At 32.9% G+C, this 16,067-nt stretch carries 12 protein-coding genes; 5 read left to right on the forward strand and 7 right to left on the reverse strand.

Annotation, left to right across the window (positions count from 1 at the left end):
* Positions 1–36 precede the first annotated feature (36 nt).
* The 6 genes from ABY285_RS04175 to ABY285_RS04200 form a co-directional block, all read right to left on the reverse strand.
* Positions 37–1,269, reverse strand: a complete 1,233-nt coding sequence (locus ABY285_RS04175) for a M48 family metallopeptidase (protein WP_372767326.1) — start codon at positions 1,267–1,269, stop codon at positions 37–39.
* Positions 1,270–1,318: 49 nt separating this feature from the next.
* On the reverse strand, positions 1,319–1,663 hold the full coding sequence (locus tag ABY285_RS04180; RefSeq protein ID WP_372767328.1) for a four helix bundle protein: 345 nt from the start codon (positions 1,661–1,663) through the stop codon (positions 1,319–1,321).
* Between the two features lie 57 nt (positions 1,664–1,720).
* Positions 1,721–2,527, reverse strand: a complete 807-nt coding sequence (locus ABY285_RS04185) for a TrmH family RNA methyltransferase (protein ID WP_372767330.1) — start codon at positions 2,525–2,527, stop codon at positions 1,721–1,723.
* Between the two features lie 99 nt (positions 2,528–2,626).
* Positions 2,627–3,928, reverse strand: a complete 1,302-nt coding sequence (locus tag ABY285_RS04190; RefSeq protein WP_372767332.1) for an amidohydrolase family protein — start codon at positions 3,926–3,928, stop codon at positions 2,627–2,629.
* 15 nt (positions 3,929–3,943) lie between these two features.
* Entirely contained in the window at positions 3,944–6,910 is a 2,967-nt protein-coding gene (locus ABY285_RS04195; protein WP_372767334.1) for an amidohydrolase family protein, read from the reverse strand.
* A gap of 162 nt (positions 6,911–7,072) precedes the next feature.
* Positions 7,073–8,146: a DUF3810 domain-containing protein gene (locus ABY285_RS04200; RefSeq protein ID WP_372767336.1), complete on the reverse strand. Its 1,074-nt coding sequence runs from the start codon at positions 8,144–8,146 to the stop codon at positions 7,073–7,075.
* Between the two features lie 327 nt (positions 8,147–8,473).
* Between ABY285_RS04200 and dnaB the strand changes: the two genes are divergently transcribed.
* From dnaB to bshA, 4 genes are all read left to right on the forward strand, one after another.
* Complete coding sequence (gene dnaB / locus ABY285_RS04205; RefSeq protein ID WP_372767338.1) at positions 8,474–9,997, forward strand: replicative DNA helicase; 1,524 nt, start codon at positions 8,474–8,476, stop codon at positions 9,995–9,997.
* A 31-nt stretch (positions 9,998–10,028) separates the two neighbouring features.
* Positions 10,029–11,294 (forward strand): asparagine synthetase B, encoded by a 1,266-nt coding sequence (locus ABY285_RS04210; protein WP_372767340.1) that lies wholly within the window; start codon positions 10,029–10,031, stop codon positions 11,292–11,294.
* A 90-nt stretch (positions 11,295–11,384) separates the two neighbouring features.
* Positions 11,385–12,230 carry a transketolase gene (locus ABY285_RS04215; protein ID WP_372767342.1) on the forward strand — a complete coding sequence of 282 codons (846 nt, stop codon included), beginning with the start codon at positions 11,385–11,387 and terminating at the stop codon, positions 12,228–12,230.
* Positions 12,231–12,341: 111 nt separating this feature from the next.
* Entirely contained in the window at positions 12,342–13,475 is a 1,134-nt protein-coding gene (gene bshA, locus ABY285_RS04220; RefSeq protein ID WP_372767344.1) for an N-acetyl-alpha-D-glucosaminyl L-malate synthase BshA, read from the forward strand.
* Here bshA and aroB read toward each other — a convergent pair.
* Positions 13,472–14,539 carry a 3-dehydroquinate synthase gene (gene aroB, locus ABY285_RS04225; RefSeq protein WP_372767346.1) on the reverse strand — a complete coding sequence of 356 codons (1,068 nt, stop codon included), beginning with the start codon at positions 14,537–14,539 and terminating at the stop codon, positions 13,472–13,474. The two genes, bshA and aroB, sit on opposite strands and share 4 nt — an antisense overlap.
* A gap of 85 nt (positions 14,540–14,624) precedes the next feature.
* Between aroB and ABY285_RS04230 the strand changes: the two genes are divergently transcribed.
* Complete coding sequence (locus ABY285_RS04230; RefSeq protein WP_372767347.1) at positions 14,625–15,791, forward strand: proline dehydrogenase family protein; 1,167 nt, start codon at positions 14,625–14,627, stop codon at positions 15,789–15,791.
* The last annotated feature ends 276 nt before the right edge of the window (positions 15,792–16,067 follow it).

Raw genomic sequence — 16,067 nt, forward strand, 5'->3', positions numbered from 1 at the left:
AATAATGATAAAAATTGATTAACCAATTATTTGAATTTATTTTTTTAAGTTTAAAAAACGTTGTAAAAGCGTAGGATGGGAGTAATGAATTTTTACATACAAAGGATGTGGCGTTAAATTACTCAAACTATTTTTTGATAATTTTTTTAAGGCTGAAATTAAGCCATTTCCGTCAAAATTTTCTTTTGCATAATCATCCGCTTCATATTCAAATTTTCTAGATAATACGTTCATAAATAAACTTGTAATTTCAGAAATAGGGCTGTATAAAACGCCAAAAGCGATAAGTCCGATATGGAAACTGGCAGTTTCAACTCCCAAAGCCATCGACAATGATAAATTCCCAACCAATAACGATAAAATATAAAAGGTGAATCCGGTTAATAAGATAGAAGCCAATAAGTTATAAATAATATGTTTTTTCTTGTAATGTCCAACTTCATGCGCCAAAACAGCGACAATTTCATCGGTTTCCAAATCATTTATTAACGTGTCATATAGTGTAATTCTTTTTTGTTTCCCAAAACCAGAAAAATAAGCATTTGCTTTTGTGGATCTTTTAGAGCCGTCAATCACAAAAACATTTTCAAGTTTAAATCCTATTTTTCTTGCAAAATTTTCAATCTCATTTTTTAATTCACCACTTTCCAAAGGCGTTTGTTTGTTAAAAAGAGGAACAATCAATTTAGAATAAAAAAGATTCATAAAAATGGTGATAACCGTCATTAACGCCCAGGCGTATAGCCAAAAATTACTGGTTGTCAATTGATAAAACCAGGTAATTAAAGCCAAAACTCCGCCACCAACAAAAATCATCATTAACCAGCCTTTAATTTTGTCTAAAACAAATGTTTTTTTTGAAGTTTTGTTAAAGCCAAATTTTTCTTCAATAACAAATGTGGCATAATAAGAAAATGGTAGTGATAAAATATCACTTGCGAAAATGATAATTCCGAAGAAAATTAATGTGATAACAATGGTATTGTCCGAAAAGCTTCTCGCAATATAATCAACAAATGCAAATCCTTCAAAAATAAAAAACAACAATGTTGCAACAATAGAAATGATACTTGTCACTACTGAAAATTTATAATTTGCCTTTTTATATGCCTGCGATTTTAAATACTCTTCTTCGTTATAAATACCTTCCAATTCCGGTGGAATAGCATCATTAAAATGTTTAGCATTTAAGTAATCAATAAAAGCGTCAAATAAAAATTTAACAATTATAATACTTATTAGTATATAAAACAGTTTTTGTGGAGTCATTTGATACTAATTAGTAATTAACAATGAGTGATTAATGATGTTTGGTTTTTTATTCTTTTGAGGATTCAATTATTTCATATAAAATTTTTAAAATACTTGTAATTTCATCATTTAAATAGTTGAATTCTTCAATTTCAATATAATTTGTATCTTTAAGTATTCTTAACCAATAGTTAGTTTCTTTAGCTTCTTTATATGATATTGACATTTTTGCTCTAAAATCTTTTTTTGAAATACCTCCAATAGCTTCTTCAACATTTGCTCCTATTGACGTGCCAGATTTTAAAATTTGTCGGGATAACACATATTCATTTTGTGCACATAATTTTTTACTTAAGAGTACAATTTTAATAGCAAAATCATACGTTTTATCAGCAATTAAATTTTCTTTCATAACATTTGTTCATTTTTAATTATCAATAAATAATTATTCATCAATTATTGTTAATTACTAATTATTTTGTCTCTGCCTTACTGCTTCAAACAAAATAATTGCGGCACTAACGGAAACATTCATGGAATCAATAGCTCCTCGCATTGGGATAATGATGTTTTTTGAGGTGTTTTGAAGCCACTCATCAGTCAATCCGGTCGCTTCTGTTCCCACAATTATAGCGCTTGGTTGCGTGTAATCAAGAGTTTGATACGCGACTGATGCAGTTAAGGCAGCACCATAAATATTAATATGATGTTCTTTTAAAAATGAAATAATTTCGGAAGTTGTTCCTGTCGCTATTTGCGTTGTAAAAACACAACCAATACTTGAGCGAATGATATTCGGATTGTAAATGTCTGTTTTTGGATTGGCAATAAGCACTGCGTCAATTCCTGCGGCATCAGCAGTTCTTAAAAGTGCGCCAATATTCCCTGGCTTTTCAGGAGCTTCAGTAACTAATATTAACGGATTCTTATTCTTAAATTTTATTGAATTAAGCGATAAATCTTTATTCTTGGCAACTGCTAATATACCTTCAGTAGATTCACGTAAAGCCAATTTTTGGTAAACATCATTTGAAATTTCAATAACTTCAATTGCATAATTCACTGAGCTCATTAATTTTTCAATTTCTTCATTATTTATAATTGAAGTGGCTGCCAAAATGGTTTCTATAGGATAATTTCCTTGAATAGCTAAAGAGATTTCACGCAAACCTTCAATTAAAAAAGTTTGTGTTTGTTTGCGTAAACGTGATTTTTCTTTAAGCTGAACAAGTTCTTTTATATAAGAATTTTGTGCGCTTGTAATATGTTTGTGCATTTTGCTGAAATAAGCCGTAAAGATACTAATAATTAAAATTTTATAAATAGCGCTTTGTTGAGAAAAAGAAGCCCTAAAATTACTAAGGGCTTTTTTAATTTATTCTGGTGAACTGTACTTTCTCTCGTACCGTTGCCATAATTCAGTTTGGTGTGTTTCTAAACTTATTTTTCTTCCTTGAATAAAGGCATCTGTCAATTTATTGGTTCGCATATCCAAAGCATCACCTTCAGAAATAAATAGGGTTGCATCCTTGCCAACTTCTAAAGTTCCTGTAAATTGATCAATTCCTAAAATTTTAGCAGGGTTAGAAGTAATTAATTTTAGAGCATCTTCTTTGTCCAATCCATAAGCTGCGCAAGTTCCAGCATAAAAAGGCAAATTTCTGGAGCTCATGCGCTCCATGCCGCCTTCCATTCCAATGGCCACGACTACTCCTTTTTCAACAAGTAATTTTGCGGTTTTATATGGTAAATCATAATCATCATCTTCATTTTCGGGTAATCTGTGAGCTCTTTCAATGATTACAGGAATTTTGTTTTCAACCAATAAATCGGCAATTTTATAAGCATCGTTACCATGAACGATTACCAATTTAGAAATACCCAACTTTTTACTTAAATTGATTGCATCCGTGATTTCTTTAACACCACTGGCATGCACATATAAATTATCTGAACCCTTAAATAAACCTTTTAAAGCTTCATAAGGTAAATTTTTTGGAGATTTATTGCCATTTAAATAGTTTTTTCCATTCTGCATAAATGAACTTATCTCTTCTACTTCTTTAAGATAGTCTTTATTAGGTTTTGCACCTTCTTCTTCGCCTCTCCATGGTCTTCCGACAGAAAAATTTTGTGGCCAATTTAAATGAATTCCGTCATTTGTTTTAATGGCCGCATCTTCCCAATTCCAGGCATCAAATTGCACAATGGAGGATGTGCCTGAAATTACACCGCCTCTTGGCGTTATTTGTCCCAAAAGCACCCCATTCGGTCGCATACTTTCAATCACTTTTGATTCGGCATTATATGCGATTAAGCTTCTTACATGTGGAAGCATGGAACCCACCTCATTGGCATCCAAAGTAGCTTTCACAGCATCAATTTCTCCCAAACCCAAACTTGAATTTGAAATGATAAATCCTGGATAAACGTGTTTCCCATTGGCGTTTATAACTTCGCCCATTCGTGCAATTTTCACTAAAGAACTTCCGACAAATGCAATTTTTCCTGCTGAAAACATAATCAATGAATTTTCAATCACTTCTCCATTCCCTAAATGCGCTGTAGCACCTTCAATACTATAATCAGTTGATTGCTTTGCTGTCGGTGTTTGCTGCGCAGAAATAGTTATTGTTAAAAATAAAAATATCAGGTTGTATAAATATTGTTTTTCCATTTTTTCGAGTTTTTATTAGTCTAGCACAGTATCACAATGAAAATGCACCGGTGTTTTTTTAGTTGGTGGCTGAACATCATTACCGTTATTTTTTTCAATCAACATCATATTAATTAAAGAATTTCGTTCATTTTTTATTTGTTCCCTTAATTGTAAATCTCTTTCTATATCAAAATAAATAACGCCTTCAACGAGGGTTTTTTCAGCTTTTGCATAAATGGATAGCGGATTGTCGCTCCACAAAACAACGTCGGCATCTTTTCCAACTTTAATACTTCCAACCCGAGCATCAATATGGAGCAATTTCGCCGGATTAATAGTTACTAATTTCCAAGCTTCTTCTTCACTTAATCTTCCGTATTTGATGGTTTTTGCTGCCTCCTGATTTAACCGTCTGTTCATTTCTGCATCATCAGAATTTATGGCAACGGTAATTCCTACATTATGCATAATTGCTGCATTATAGGGGATGGCATCGTTTACTTCATATTTATACGCCCACCAATCAGAAAAAGTAGAAGCGCCGGCACCATGTGCTTTCATTTTATCGGCCACTTTATAACCTTCCAAAATATGCGTAAAAGTATTTACGGTAAAATTAAATTTATCGGCAACTTTCATTAACATATTAATTTCGCTTTGCACATAGGAATGACAAGTTATAAAACGTTCCTTATTTAAAATTTGGCCTAAAATTTCCATTTCTGAATCTTTTCTGAAAGGTTTTCCGCTCTTTTTAATGGCGTCATATTCTTTGGCTCTTTGGAAATAATCTGTATAAACTTCTTCAACACCCATTCTTGTTTGCGGGAAACGAACAGTTTCCGTATTTCCCCAATTGGACTGTTTTACATTTTCACCCAAAGCAAATTTTATAAATTTATCATTGTTTTTATAAAGCAAATTATTGGCTGTTTCTCCCCATTTTAACTTCACAAGTGCTGCTTGCCCACCTATAGGATTTGCAGAACCATGTAATATTTGAACCGTGGAGACACCGCCGGCCAAACTTCTGTAAATTTGAATATCATCCGAATCTATCACATCTTCTAAAGAAACTTCAGCAGTGGAATTTTGACCTGCTTCGTTAACCGCTACGGTTGCAATATGAGAATGTTCATCAACAATTCCTGCAGTTAAATGTTTGCCGGTTCCATCAATTATTTTTGCGTCTTTGGCAGTTAAGTTTATCCCAATTTTTGAGATTTTCCCGGCTGTAATCAATACATCAGTATTTTTTAAAACACCCTCATTTTCGCCTGTCCAAACGGTTGAGTTTTTGAATAAAATGGTTTCTTGTTTTGGTTTTTCCGTAAAGCCGAATGCTATATTAGGGTAGGTGACAGGTATAATAATTATTTTTTCAACGGCCTCTTTTTTTTCCTTTTCCTTTTCTTTGGAAGTTGTTTTTTTAATGGCATTCCAAGTGGATTCAACTCCTTTTTCATCAATGGCTGTACCGCTTAAATTGTCGGAATTTGAATAAACTCTTGCGATAAGTCGGTTGAATTTTGTGGAATCCGTCTGACTGTTAATCATCAGGTTTAACCAATTGTCCTTATAAATTAATTTCGATTTTAATTTTGTTTCTCCATCTTTCACAGCGACTTTTGATTTGTCAGATTTACCAGTAATGGATAAATCGTAATTTTTAGCGTTTAAAGAAAGTTCGTAATCACCTGAAATTTCTTTAACTGCCATTGAGTTAACTGTATTTTTAGAACCTTGCACCCAATTCTCATATAGCGTTGTTTCTTTGTCAAATAATTCGCCGGAAGTGATTAAAAAGTTAGCATAACTGCCTTTTTTTAAAGAGCCAATTTCATTTGATTTTCCCAAAATCTTCGCGGGTACTGTTGTTAAAGCCTCCAAAGCTGTAGTTTTATCAAAACCATAATCAAATGCTTTTTGAAGATTTTTATTGAAATCGGAAATGACTTTTAATTGGTTTGTAGTTAATGAAAATGGAACTTTATTCTTTTGAAGTATTTGCAAATTGGCTGGTTCCTGATTCCATTTTCGCAAATCGCCTAGCGCAATTTCATCGGCCATGTAAGGTTCGCTTACATCATAAGCTTTTCTGAAATTTACGGGGATAATATAGGTTGCATTTGTGGCTTTTATTTCTTCAATATTTTCATATTCGTCACCACCACCAACAATTACATATTGAATACCAAATTCATCACCAACTTTATCGGCGCGTAAATTATTTTGTTTGCCTTCAGCTTCAAATATTTGAACTAAATTTTTGTTATTATTGAGTGCTTCCAATGATAAATCTTTGTTTTTTGCCAAACCTTTTGAATACCATTCAGCATCATAATATGCTTGTCTGATTAAAGCCATTGCACCCATTAAGGAATTTGGGTAAATTTGATTGGATTGTGCACTTTTTTTGAAAGATAAATATTGAGCAGATTTCGTGTCTAAAATTCTGTAGGAATCAGTCACATTAGGATTTAATGCAATTAAAAGTCCGTTCCCCCTTATTATGCCATCTTGTAAATGTGTATTTACCACACCAAAACCTTCCTTCAACAACGCTTCCGCCTGTTTTTTATTAAATTCAAAAACAGCAATGGGATTTGTTTCAGGGCGAATATGGTCATTCCAATAATAACCTTCTCTACCGGCATCATATTGCGGTGCGGCGCTTGTGTTTCTAACTCGTTTAGGTGCTTCAATTCCAAAACTGGTATACAAATCGATAAAAGATGGATAAATAGACTTCCCTTTTAAATCAATGATTTCAGCATTTTTAGGAATGGAAACGGAGACACCAACATTAATGACTTTTTCATCTTTAATAAGTAAAGTTCCGTTTTCAATAATTTGGGTGGGAGTCACAAAAATTTTAGCATTAATAAAAGCAACTGTATTTGTTTCTGTTGTTTTTACACCAGTGTTTGCCGGAAAATATTCCTGTGCTTTTATGCTGAGTGTTACCAAAAACAGCATTGCAAAAAGTATTTTTTTCATTAAAAGAAGTTTAGAGTTTGGTTAATTAAGTTATTCTTATAACATGATTAAGATCTTTTTGAATGGAAATATAATAAAAAATCGACAATACTATTTAATTTAAAATAAAATTTTTATGGATGACTCTTTTGAATTTTCAAAAACCTTTTTTAAAACACTAAGCTATAATTGATGCATTTTGTAGTAATTTACCAAAAGTGACACCACTTTATTGTAACTTTTAATTCCATCTTCTTGCTTGTTGGCTTTTAAAAAAGTATCGTAAAAAGTTTTAAAATACTTTTCTGTCCAGTTTTGATAAGATTCCCAAAAAGCTTCACTTTGCTGAATGTCTTTTAAAATTCCTTTATTTATTTCAATTTTTAAGGCTTCAAATTTTGCAGGATCTTTTTTATAAATTTCAAACATACAAAAACGCAGCGCCATTAAATATCCGGAATAATTAAAAGCGACATCGCTGGAGTTTGTTGCAGCCAAATAACCTATAAAATTTGCTTCACTTTCCGAAGCAATGCCTGCCTGATGTGCTAATTCATGACAGACAATAACAGGATAACCGTTTTTAGGAATTAAAGAATTTACCTGTGCTTCATTGGTAATGGGATTTAAGTAGCCCGCAAATCCCATATAAGTTAAAGGAACACTGTATATTGAGGATTTTACTTTTAAATTTTCATGTGAAAATTGTGAATATTTTTTTTGAAATTCTTTGTAAACAGCATATGAAACCTCGTTTATTTCAGTCTTATTTAATTTGTTTTCAACAACAATGGTGTCATTTTTAGTGATGGAAAGCTGTACGTGATTGATTTTTACGATTAGTTTTTCCGAGAAATCCGTCAAATCATTTAAGGAGTACTTTTTATTTTCAAAATTCAAGGACTTATAAACGGGTTGCCTGAAATAATTTAAACCCCAGTTTAAATGAAAAACAAAAAAAACTATTGAAATAATTCCAAAAATTTTAAATAAGGTGTTTTTTAAGTGAAGCTTTCTGTTTTTTATGGCGATGTAAATGTTTTTAACAATCATAATTACCAATAAAGTGTATAAAATATCTCCAATTGAAAAGTGAATCCATCTAAAAAGAAGACTTAAAAACCTTGAAATATATACGTATAAACCTTGGGCGTAATATTTTTCAATTACAGCCGGATATTGGACAACAATTCTAAGAAAAGCCCATTGCATAAGCAATAAAATGGTAAGAATTTTATACGTTTTTTTATTGTTCATGCCTCAAAAATATGAAATATTTTTTCAGAAAACCTCCTTTGGCCAATTAATAAATAAGTGTTGCTTGTTAATAACTTTTACCTAAAATAAAATTGAAATTACAAGTTATAATTGTGCAATTAAAATTACATTTGCTTTTAATAAATTGCAATCGGAATTTTTGTTTTTTTTTAAGAAAATAACCAAGACAATGAATTTTAATTTTAAATAAAGTATCTTAAGGCCTCTTTAAAAATTGATTCAACGGTATATTAAAAATCTAAAATATGACAGATGCTCTTTTAATAAAAATAACTGATTTACAAACATATAGAAAGTATTAAACAAGTGAAAAATTTGCAGCCCTTACAATCATTTACACCCAAAAAAAGCACTATAATTAGTCTTGAAAAAGGAAAAATTCCACCGCAGGCTTTAGATTTGGAAGAGGCAGTTTTAGGAGCTATGATGATTGACAAAAAGGGTGTTGATGACGTTATTGATATTTTACATTCAGAAGTTTTTTACAAAGAAGCGCACCAATTAATTTATGAAGCTATTTTTATTTTATTTAAAAACTCTGAACCTACCGATTTATTGACAGTTGCAAATCAGTTGCGAAAAACCAATAATTTAGAATCTATTGGCGGTGATTTTTATTTGGTTCGTTTAACCCAAAAAGTTGCTTCTTCTGCCCATATAGAATTTCACGCACGTATCATTCTTCAAAAATATATTCAACGCAAATTAATTTCCATTTCATCTGAAATTATTGAAGAAGCCTATGATGAAACCGTTGATGTTTTCGATTTATTGGATGATGCCGAAACCAAATTGTTTGAGGTTACACAAGGAAATCTAAAAAAAGGGTCTGAAACTTCTGAAGGACTTGTTGCACTAGCGATAAAAAAAATACAGGAAATATCGAACAAACAAGGTATGAGCGGTGCCGCTACCGGATTTACGCGTTTGGATGAGTTAACTTCAGGCTGGCAACCTTCAGATTTGGTCATTTTGGCTGCACGTCCAGGTATGGGGAAAACGGCTTTTGTAATGTCCATGGCAAAAAACATGGCTATAGATTTTGATCAGCCGGTTGCTATATTTTCATTGGAGATGTCTTCCGTTCAATTAATAACACGTATGATTTCCAGTGAAACCGGAATTTCTTCTGGAAAATTAAGAAAGGGAAACCTAGAACCTCATGAGTGGGAACAGTTAAACGTTAAAGTTAAAAACTTAACAAAAGCGCCTATTTTCATTGATGATTCCCCATCGTTATCCATCTTTGATTTACGTGCAAAAGCACGTCGTTTGGCATCACAACACGGAATAAAAATTATAATTATTGACTATTTGCAGTTAATGACTGCAGGAACTTCACAAAAAGGAGGAGGAAATCGCGAGCAGGAAATTTCAACTATTTCACGAAATTTAAAAGCGCTGGCCAAAGAATTAAATATTCCTGTGATTGCACTTTCACAGTTATCACGTGCCGTTGAAACCAGGGGAGGAAGTAAACGTCCATTATTATCAGATTTACGTGAATCTGGTGCTATTGAGCAAGATGCCGATATCGTTTCATTTATTTATCGACCTGAATATTACGGACTTACTGAATGGGATGATGAGGAAAGAACACCTTGTGAAGGTCAGGCAGAATTTATTGTTGCCAAACACAGAAATGGTGGATTGGAGAATATTCGACTAAAATTCACACCGCATTTGGCACAATTCAGTAATTTAGATGATGGTATTGCAAGTGAATTTCATTCGAAAATGAACAATGCTATTCCGCAACGCAATTTCGCAAGTGCCGAAGATGCTTTTGGTGCTCCAGATAATTATGACGAGGATGACGTACCATTCTAAATATGCAAGTTTTAAAACAAAAATTTACCTAATGTCAATATTGAAAAAATCATTGATAGCCTTATTTTTGATTTTTTCTCATTCCATTTATGCGTCATTTATTTTGATACCGATGGATGATATTACCCAAACAAATCATTTAAAAGCCTACGGAATTACCTATTGGTCGCTTCAAAAAGGCAATACAGCCAAATGGCTGTTAAATTATGAAGGAGGTTCCTTTTTGTTGGAAGACAACGAGGCAACCAGAAACGAATGTAAAATTAGAGGCGTTACTTTTCATGTCATTTCCTTTGCTGAAGCAACTAAAATCTTAGAAGAAATAAGTAGTCCGTCAAAAAATATGGAGGCTGTCACGCTTGAAAAGGCGCCAAAAATAGCAGTTTATTCCCCTAAAACCAATATGCCTTGGGATGATGCTGTAACATTGGTGTTAACCTATGCAGAAATACCTTTTGATGTTATTTATGACGAAGAAGTTTTAGAAGAAAAATTGGTTTTATATGAGTGGCTTCACTTGCATCATGAAGATTTCACAGGGCAATTTGGTAAGTTTTACGGTGCATACAGAACGGCACCATGGTATATAGAACAAAAAAAAGAGGCTGAGAAATTGGCTAAAAAATTAGGTTTCAAAAAAGTTTCGGAAGAGAAATTGGCAGTTTCAAAAAAAATCAGGGATTTTGTGGTTGGCGGCGGATTTATGTTCGCCATGTGTTCTGCCACCGATAGTTTTGACATCTCACTTGCTGCAGAAGGCGTTGATATTTGCGAAACAATGTTTGATGGAGATCCCTCAGAAATGGATTATCAGCAAAAAATTGATTTCAATAAAACATTTGTCTTTAAAGATTTTACGCTGGTTAGAAATCCGGCTGAATATGAATTTTCTTCCATTGATATGACCCAAAAACGAAAGATAACCCGAACATCCGATTATTTTTCATTGCAGGAATATTCAGCAAAATGGGACCCGATTCCAACTATGTTATGCCAAAACCACACCCAAATAATTAAAGGTTTTATGGGGCAAACTACCTCATTTGACAGGGAAACAATAAAATCGAATTTGTTGGTAATGGGTGAAAATAAATCAAATCGTGAAGCCCGTTATATTCATGGTGTAAAAGGCAAAGGAATGTTTACTTTTTATGGCGGACATGACCCGGAAGATTACCAGCACAAAGTAGGCGATCCAAAAACTGAACTTGCTTTGCACCCAAATTCGCCGGGATACCGATTGATTTTAAACAATGTGTTATTTCCAGCGGCGAAAAAGAAAAATCAGAAAACATAATGTTAATAACCGCATAATAATTTTTTTATTATTTAAGTGTTTCAAAATTCAAAAACAGTATTTTTGCTGCTTTAAATTAAATTTTAATAAATGCCAACAACACAACAATTACAGGATTTTTCGCAACAAGTAAGAAGAGATATCGTTAGAATGGTGCACGCCGTAAATTCTGGTCATCCAGGGGGTTCATTGGGCTGTAACGAGTTTTTAACGGTTTTATACCAAGAAGTAATGGATTATCCTACCAATTTTTCAATGGATGGAAAAAATGAAGATTTATTCTTTTTGTCAAATGGACATATTTCACCTGCTTATTATAGTGTTTTAGCACGAAGTGGTTTTTTTCCAGTGAGTGAATTGGCAACTTTCAGAAAATTAAATTCACGTTTACAAGGGCATCCAACTACCCATGATGGTTTACCGGGAATCCGTATTTCATCGGGTTCATTGGGCCAAGGAATGAGTGTTGCCATTGGTGCTGCACAAGCAAAAATAATAAATGGAGATTCAAAATTAATTTACTCATTACACGGAGATGGTGAAATGCAGGAAGGTCAAATTTGGGAAGCAGCTATGTACGCTGCCGGTAAAAAAATTGACAATTATATAGCAACGATAGATTATAACGGGCAACAAATTGACGGCGCAACTGATGATGTAATGCCTTTAGGTAGTTTAAAAGCTAAATTTGAAGCTTTTGGCTGGATAGTGTTGGATGTTGAAAAAGGGAATGATATTGATAGTATTAAAAAAGGTTTGGCAAAAGCCAAATCTTTGACAGGAAAAGGAAAACCTGTTTGTATTTTATTGCATACTGTAATGGGTAACGGCGTAGATTTTATGATGCACACCCATGCATGGCATGGCAAAGCACCAAATGATGCACAATTGGAAATTGCTTTAAATCAAAATCCTGAAACATTAGGAGATTACTAAATAGAAATCCTGCTTTTGCAGGATTTTTTTATGATAGGTTAAAATTCGGTTCTGATAATTGTAAGAATAATCTATATTTACGTCTGTTCAAATACATTTTAAATTAGTTACATGAAAATAGGTATTGTTTGTTATCCAACATTTGGGGGAAGTGGCGTAGTGGCAACAGAATTGGGAATGGCTTTGGCCCAAAGAGATCATCAGGTTCATTTTATAACCTATAAACAACCTGTCCGGCTCGATTTTCTTTCAAATAATATTCATTTTCATGAAGTTTTTGTGGAAGAATATCCTTTATTTCATTTTCAGCCTTACGAATTGGCTCTTTCAAGCAAAATAGTGGAAGTGGTGCAGATGTACAAATTAGAAATACTACACGTGCACTATGCAATTCCTCATGCCTACGCAGCCTATATGGCGAAACAAATGCTTAAAGAAAAAGGAATTGATATTAAAGTGGTCACCACACTTCATGGAACTGATATCACTTTAGTAGGAAGTCATCCAAATTATAAACCAGCTGTTGAATTTAGCATCAATCATTCTGATGTAGTTACCACAGTATCAGAGAGTTTGCGAAAAGATACTTTGCGATTATTTAATATTTCCAAAGACATAAAAGTGATTTATAACTTTATTGATTTTGAGAAATATCCCGAAATTCATTCTGAAGAATGTCAGCGCCATACTATTGCAAATGAAAATGAACGCATTATTGCGCATATCAGTAATTTACGTCCAGTAAAACGAGCTGCCGATGTAATTACTATTTTTTATAAAATTCAGAAGAAGATTCCTTCAAAATTACTTTTAGTTGGCGAAGGTCCTGAGAGGGAAAGTATTGAGCAACAAGCTAAGGAATTAGGGATTTTGGACAAAGTGCTCTTTTTGGGAAACAGCAATGAGGTAAATAAACTCCTTTGTTATTCCGATTTGTTTTTATTGCCTTCAGAAACAGAAAGTTTTGGACTTGCGGCATTAGAAGCAATGGCAGCGAGAACACCCGTAATTTCAACAAATTCAGGAGGATTGCCAGAAGTAAATATTCAAGGCGTTACCGGTTTTTTAAGCAATGTTGGGGATACGGATGATATGGCAAAAAACGGAATTTATATTTTAGAGGATTTGGACCGGCTTCAGCAATTTAAACATAATGCATTAGCACAGGCCAAAAAATTTAGTTTGGATAATATTTTACCGGCATATAAGGAAGTTTACCGGGAAGTTCTTGTCAATTGTTGTTAGGCGTTGTAATAATTTAAAGCGTCTATAAGCAATGCTTTTTCAACTTTACAATCCAATTTAAATTGTTCAAAATCAGTTAACAAAACAAAATTTACTTGTCCGCCCACATTCTTCTTGTCATGAATTAAAAGCGCAATAATTCCTTCATAATCATCAATATCAATATGCACTTTTGTATAAAGATTCAGAATGGTTTCTTTGATAACTTTTACTTGTTTATAAGGGAAATCTAATAGTTTTTGAGAGATAAAAGCTTCAGTTATCATTCCAATAGCTATGGCTTCTCCATGAGTTAAATTTTCTTTATCATCCGAATCCAAGAAATAAGATTCAATGGCGTGCCCCAATGTGTGTCCGAAGTTTAAAACTTTGCGCAATCCTTTTTCTTTGGGATCTTTGGTAACCACTTCATTTTTAATTTCAATAGAACGATGAATCAATTTGATTATATTAATGATATTTAATTCTTTAAAATTGAGGATCTCATTCCATAGTTTAATATCATAAGTAATTCCATATTTTATAATTTCTGCCAATCCTGAACGCAGTTCACGGTCCGAAATGGTTTCTAAATAAAGCGGGTCAATCAGCACCATTTCAGGGTCAGAAAATAACCCGATCTGATTTTTTAAAACACCTAAATCCACGCCTGTTTTACCTCCAACAGAGGCGTCAACCATACTCAAAAGAGTTGTAGGAATATTTATGAATGCAATTCCCCGTTTAAAGGCAGAAGCTACAAATCCACCCAAATCCGTAATAACACCACCACCTAAGTTAATCATTAGGCTCTTTCTATCGGCGCCTAATTCCGTTAAAGCATGCCAAACCCCAGAGCAGGTATCAAGATTTTTATTTTCTTCACCAGATTCAATTTCAATAATTTCAATTTGAGCTTCCGTTTCCACCGATTCCAATAAAATGGATAAACAATAGTTATTGGTATTTTCGTCAACTAAAATAAAAATTGCAGAAGGGTTGTAATCAGAAATAAAAACATTAAGTTTTTTATAAGCGTCTTCATTAAAGTTTACATAGTAATTGTTGGATAAAATAGGTTGCATGTTGGATAATATTTTGTGCAAATTAAAGGTAAAAAAATTAAAAAATAAACACTTTGTAGGTATCTTTGTACAAATAGAATTTACAATGAAAAAAATATTTGACAATACTGAAGTTGCCTTTGCTTTAAAAACAAATTCTGAACTGGAAAGAGCCTTCTATTTGTTTGAAATGATTAAGCGCGAGCCTCTTGTTAAAATAGGAACTGCCGTTACCAGATTTGCCCTTAAAACGCATTTGCCTGTTGAAGGAATTATTAGAGCTACCGTTTTTGATCATTTTTGCGGTGGCGTTTCCGAAATTGATTGTATGCCAATAATTGATAAAATGTACACGAAAAATGTACATTCTGTTTTGGATTATTCAGCTGAAGGCAAAGAAGTTGAAGAACAATTTGATTTGGCAATGGAAAAAACATTGAACACCATTAAATTTGGCACTGAAAAGCCAAGTATTCCATTTGCCGTGTTTAAGCCTTCAGGATTTGGCCGTTTGGAAATTTACCAAAAAATAACAGAAGGCACCAAATTGGACAGGCATGAATTAGTGGAATGGAAGCGTATCAAAGAAAGATATGATATTGTAAGTAAAGCTGCTTTTGAGAATGATGTTCCTTTATTAATTGATGCTGAAGAAAGTTGGATGCAACTTGCAGCAGACGATTTAATTGAAGAAATGATGGAAAAATACAATAAAGAAAAAGCGATTGTATTTGGGACTTTGCAATTATATCGTTGGGATCGATTGGACTATCTTCAAAAATTGCACAATCGTGCCAAAGAAAAAGGTTTTAAAATTGGTATGAAATTGGTTCGTGGCGCTTATATGGAAAAAGAACGGGAACGTGCAGAAGAATATGGTTACAAAGACCCAATTTGCGCTAACAAAGCTGCTACCGATACAATGTACAATGATGTTTTGGTATATATGATGGAAAACATTAATGACATGGCTATTTTTGCAGGAACGCATAATGAGGACAGTTCTTACTTGTTTATGAATTTAATTGATAAATATAATTTCAACAAAAAAGATAAGAGAATCTGGTTTGGTCAATTATATGGTATGAGTGATCATATAAGTTATAATTTATCTGCAGCAGGTTATAATGTTGCTAAATATTTACCATTTGGCCCTGTACGCGATGTGATGCCTTACCTAATAAGACGTGCCGAAGAAAATACTTCAGTGGCCGGACAAACAAATCGTGAACTTGAATTGTTGAAACGCGAACGTGAAAGGCGCAAAATATAACATATTTAATAAATTATTTACAAAATAAACTGCCTCTCGTGCAGTTTATTTTATACTATTTTTGAAAGAAGACAATTCACCTAAAAAATACTTAAAGGTGCTATTAATGCCTGTTGATAATCCATATTACCAATTAATCGATAAAATGTGATTTTCTAAAATCATTATTTTGAATATTTAATACAAACAAATACAGTTAGTTAAGTTTTTTAAAGTAGGAAAATCATTATGAAACTTTTGTGATATAAAACAAAATAAAACAACTACTTTTGCATC

It is taken from the genome of Lutibacter sp. (assembly GCF_041555395.1).
In the GTDB taxonomy this organism is placed as follows: domain Bacteria; phylum Bacteroidota; class Bacteroidia; order Flavobacteriales; family Flavobacteriaceae; genus Lutibacter.

Bases quoted from the DNA above. Each gene is read 5' to 3' on its own strand.
- ABY285_RS04215 (WP_372767342.1), top strand. From the start codon at position 11,385: ATGCCAACAACACAACAATTACAGGATTTTTCGCAACAAGTAAGAAGA.
- ABY285_RS04185 (WP_372767330.1), bottom strand. From the start codon at position 2,527: ATGCACAAACATATTACAAGCGCACAAAATTCTTATATAAAAGAACTT.
- ABY285_RS04190 (WP_372767332.1), bottom strand. From the start codon at position 3,928: ATGGAAAAACAATATTTATACAACCTGATATTTTTATTTTTAACAATA.
- ABY285_RS04200 (WP_372767336.1), bottom strand. From the start codon at position 8,146: ATGAACAATAAAAAAACGTATAAAATTCTTACCATTTTATTGCTTATG.
- aroB (WP_372767346.1), bottom strand. From the start codon at position 14,539: ATGCAACCTATTTTATCCAACAATTACTATGTAAACTTTAATGAAGAC.
- ABY285_RS04195 (WP_372767334.1), bottom strand. From the start codon at position 6,910: ATGAAAAAAATACTTTTTGCAATGCTGTTTTTGGTAACACTCAGCATA.
- ABY285_RS04210 (WP_372767340.1), top strand. From the start codon at position 10,029: ATGTCAATATTGAAAAAATCATTGATAGCCTTATTTTTGATTTTTTCT.
- ABY285_RS04175 (WP_372767326.1), bottom strand. From the start codon at position 1,269: ATGACTCCACAAAAACTGTTTTATATACTAATAAGTATTATAATTGTT.
- ABY285_RS04230 (WP_372767347.1), top strand. From the start codon at position 14,625: ATGAAAAAAATATTTGACAATACTGAAGTTGCCTTTGCTTTAAAAACA.
- bshA (WP_372767344.1), top strand. From the start codon at position 12,342: ATGAAAATAGGTATTGTTTGTTATCCAACATTTGGGGGAAGTGGCGTA.
- ABY285_RS04180 (WP_372767328.1), bottom strand. From the start codon at position 1,663: ATGAAAGAAAATTTAATTGCTGATAAAACGTATGATTTTGCTATTAAA.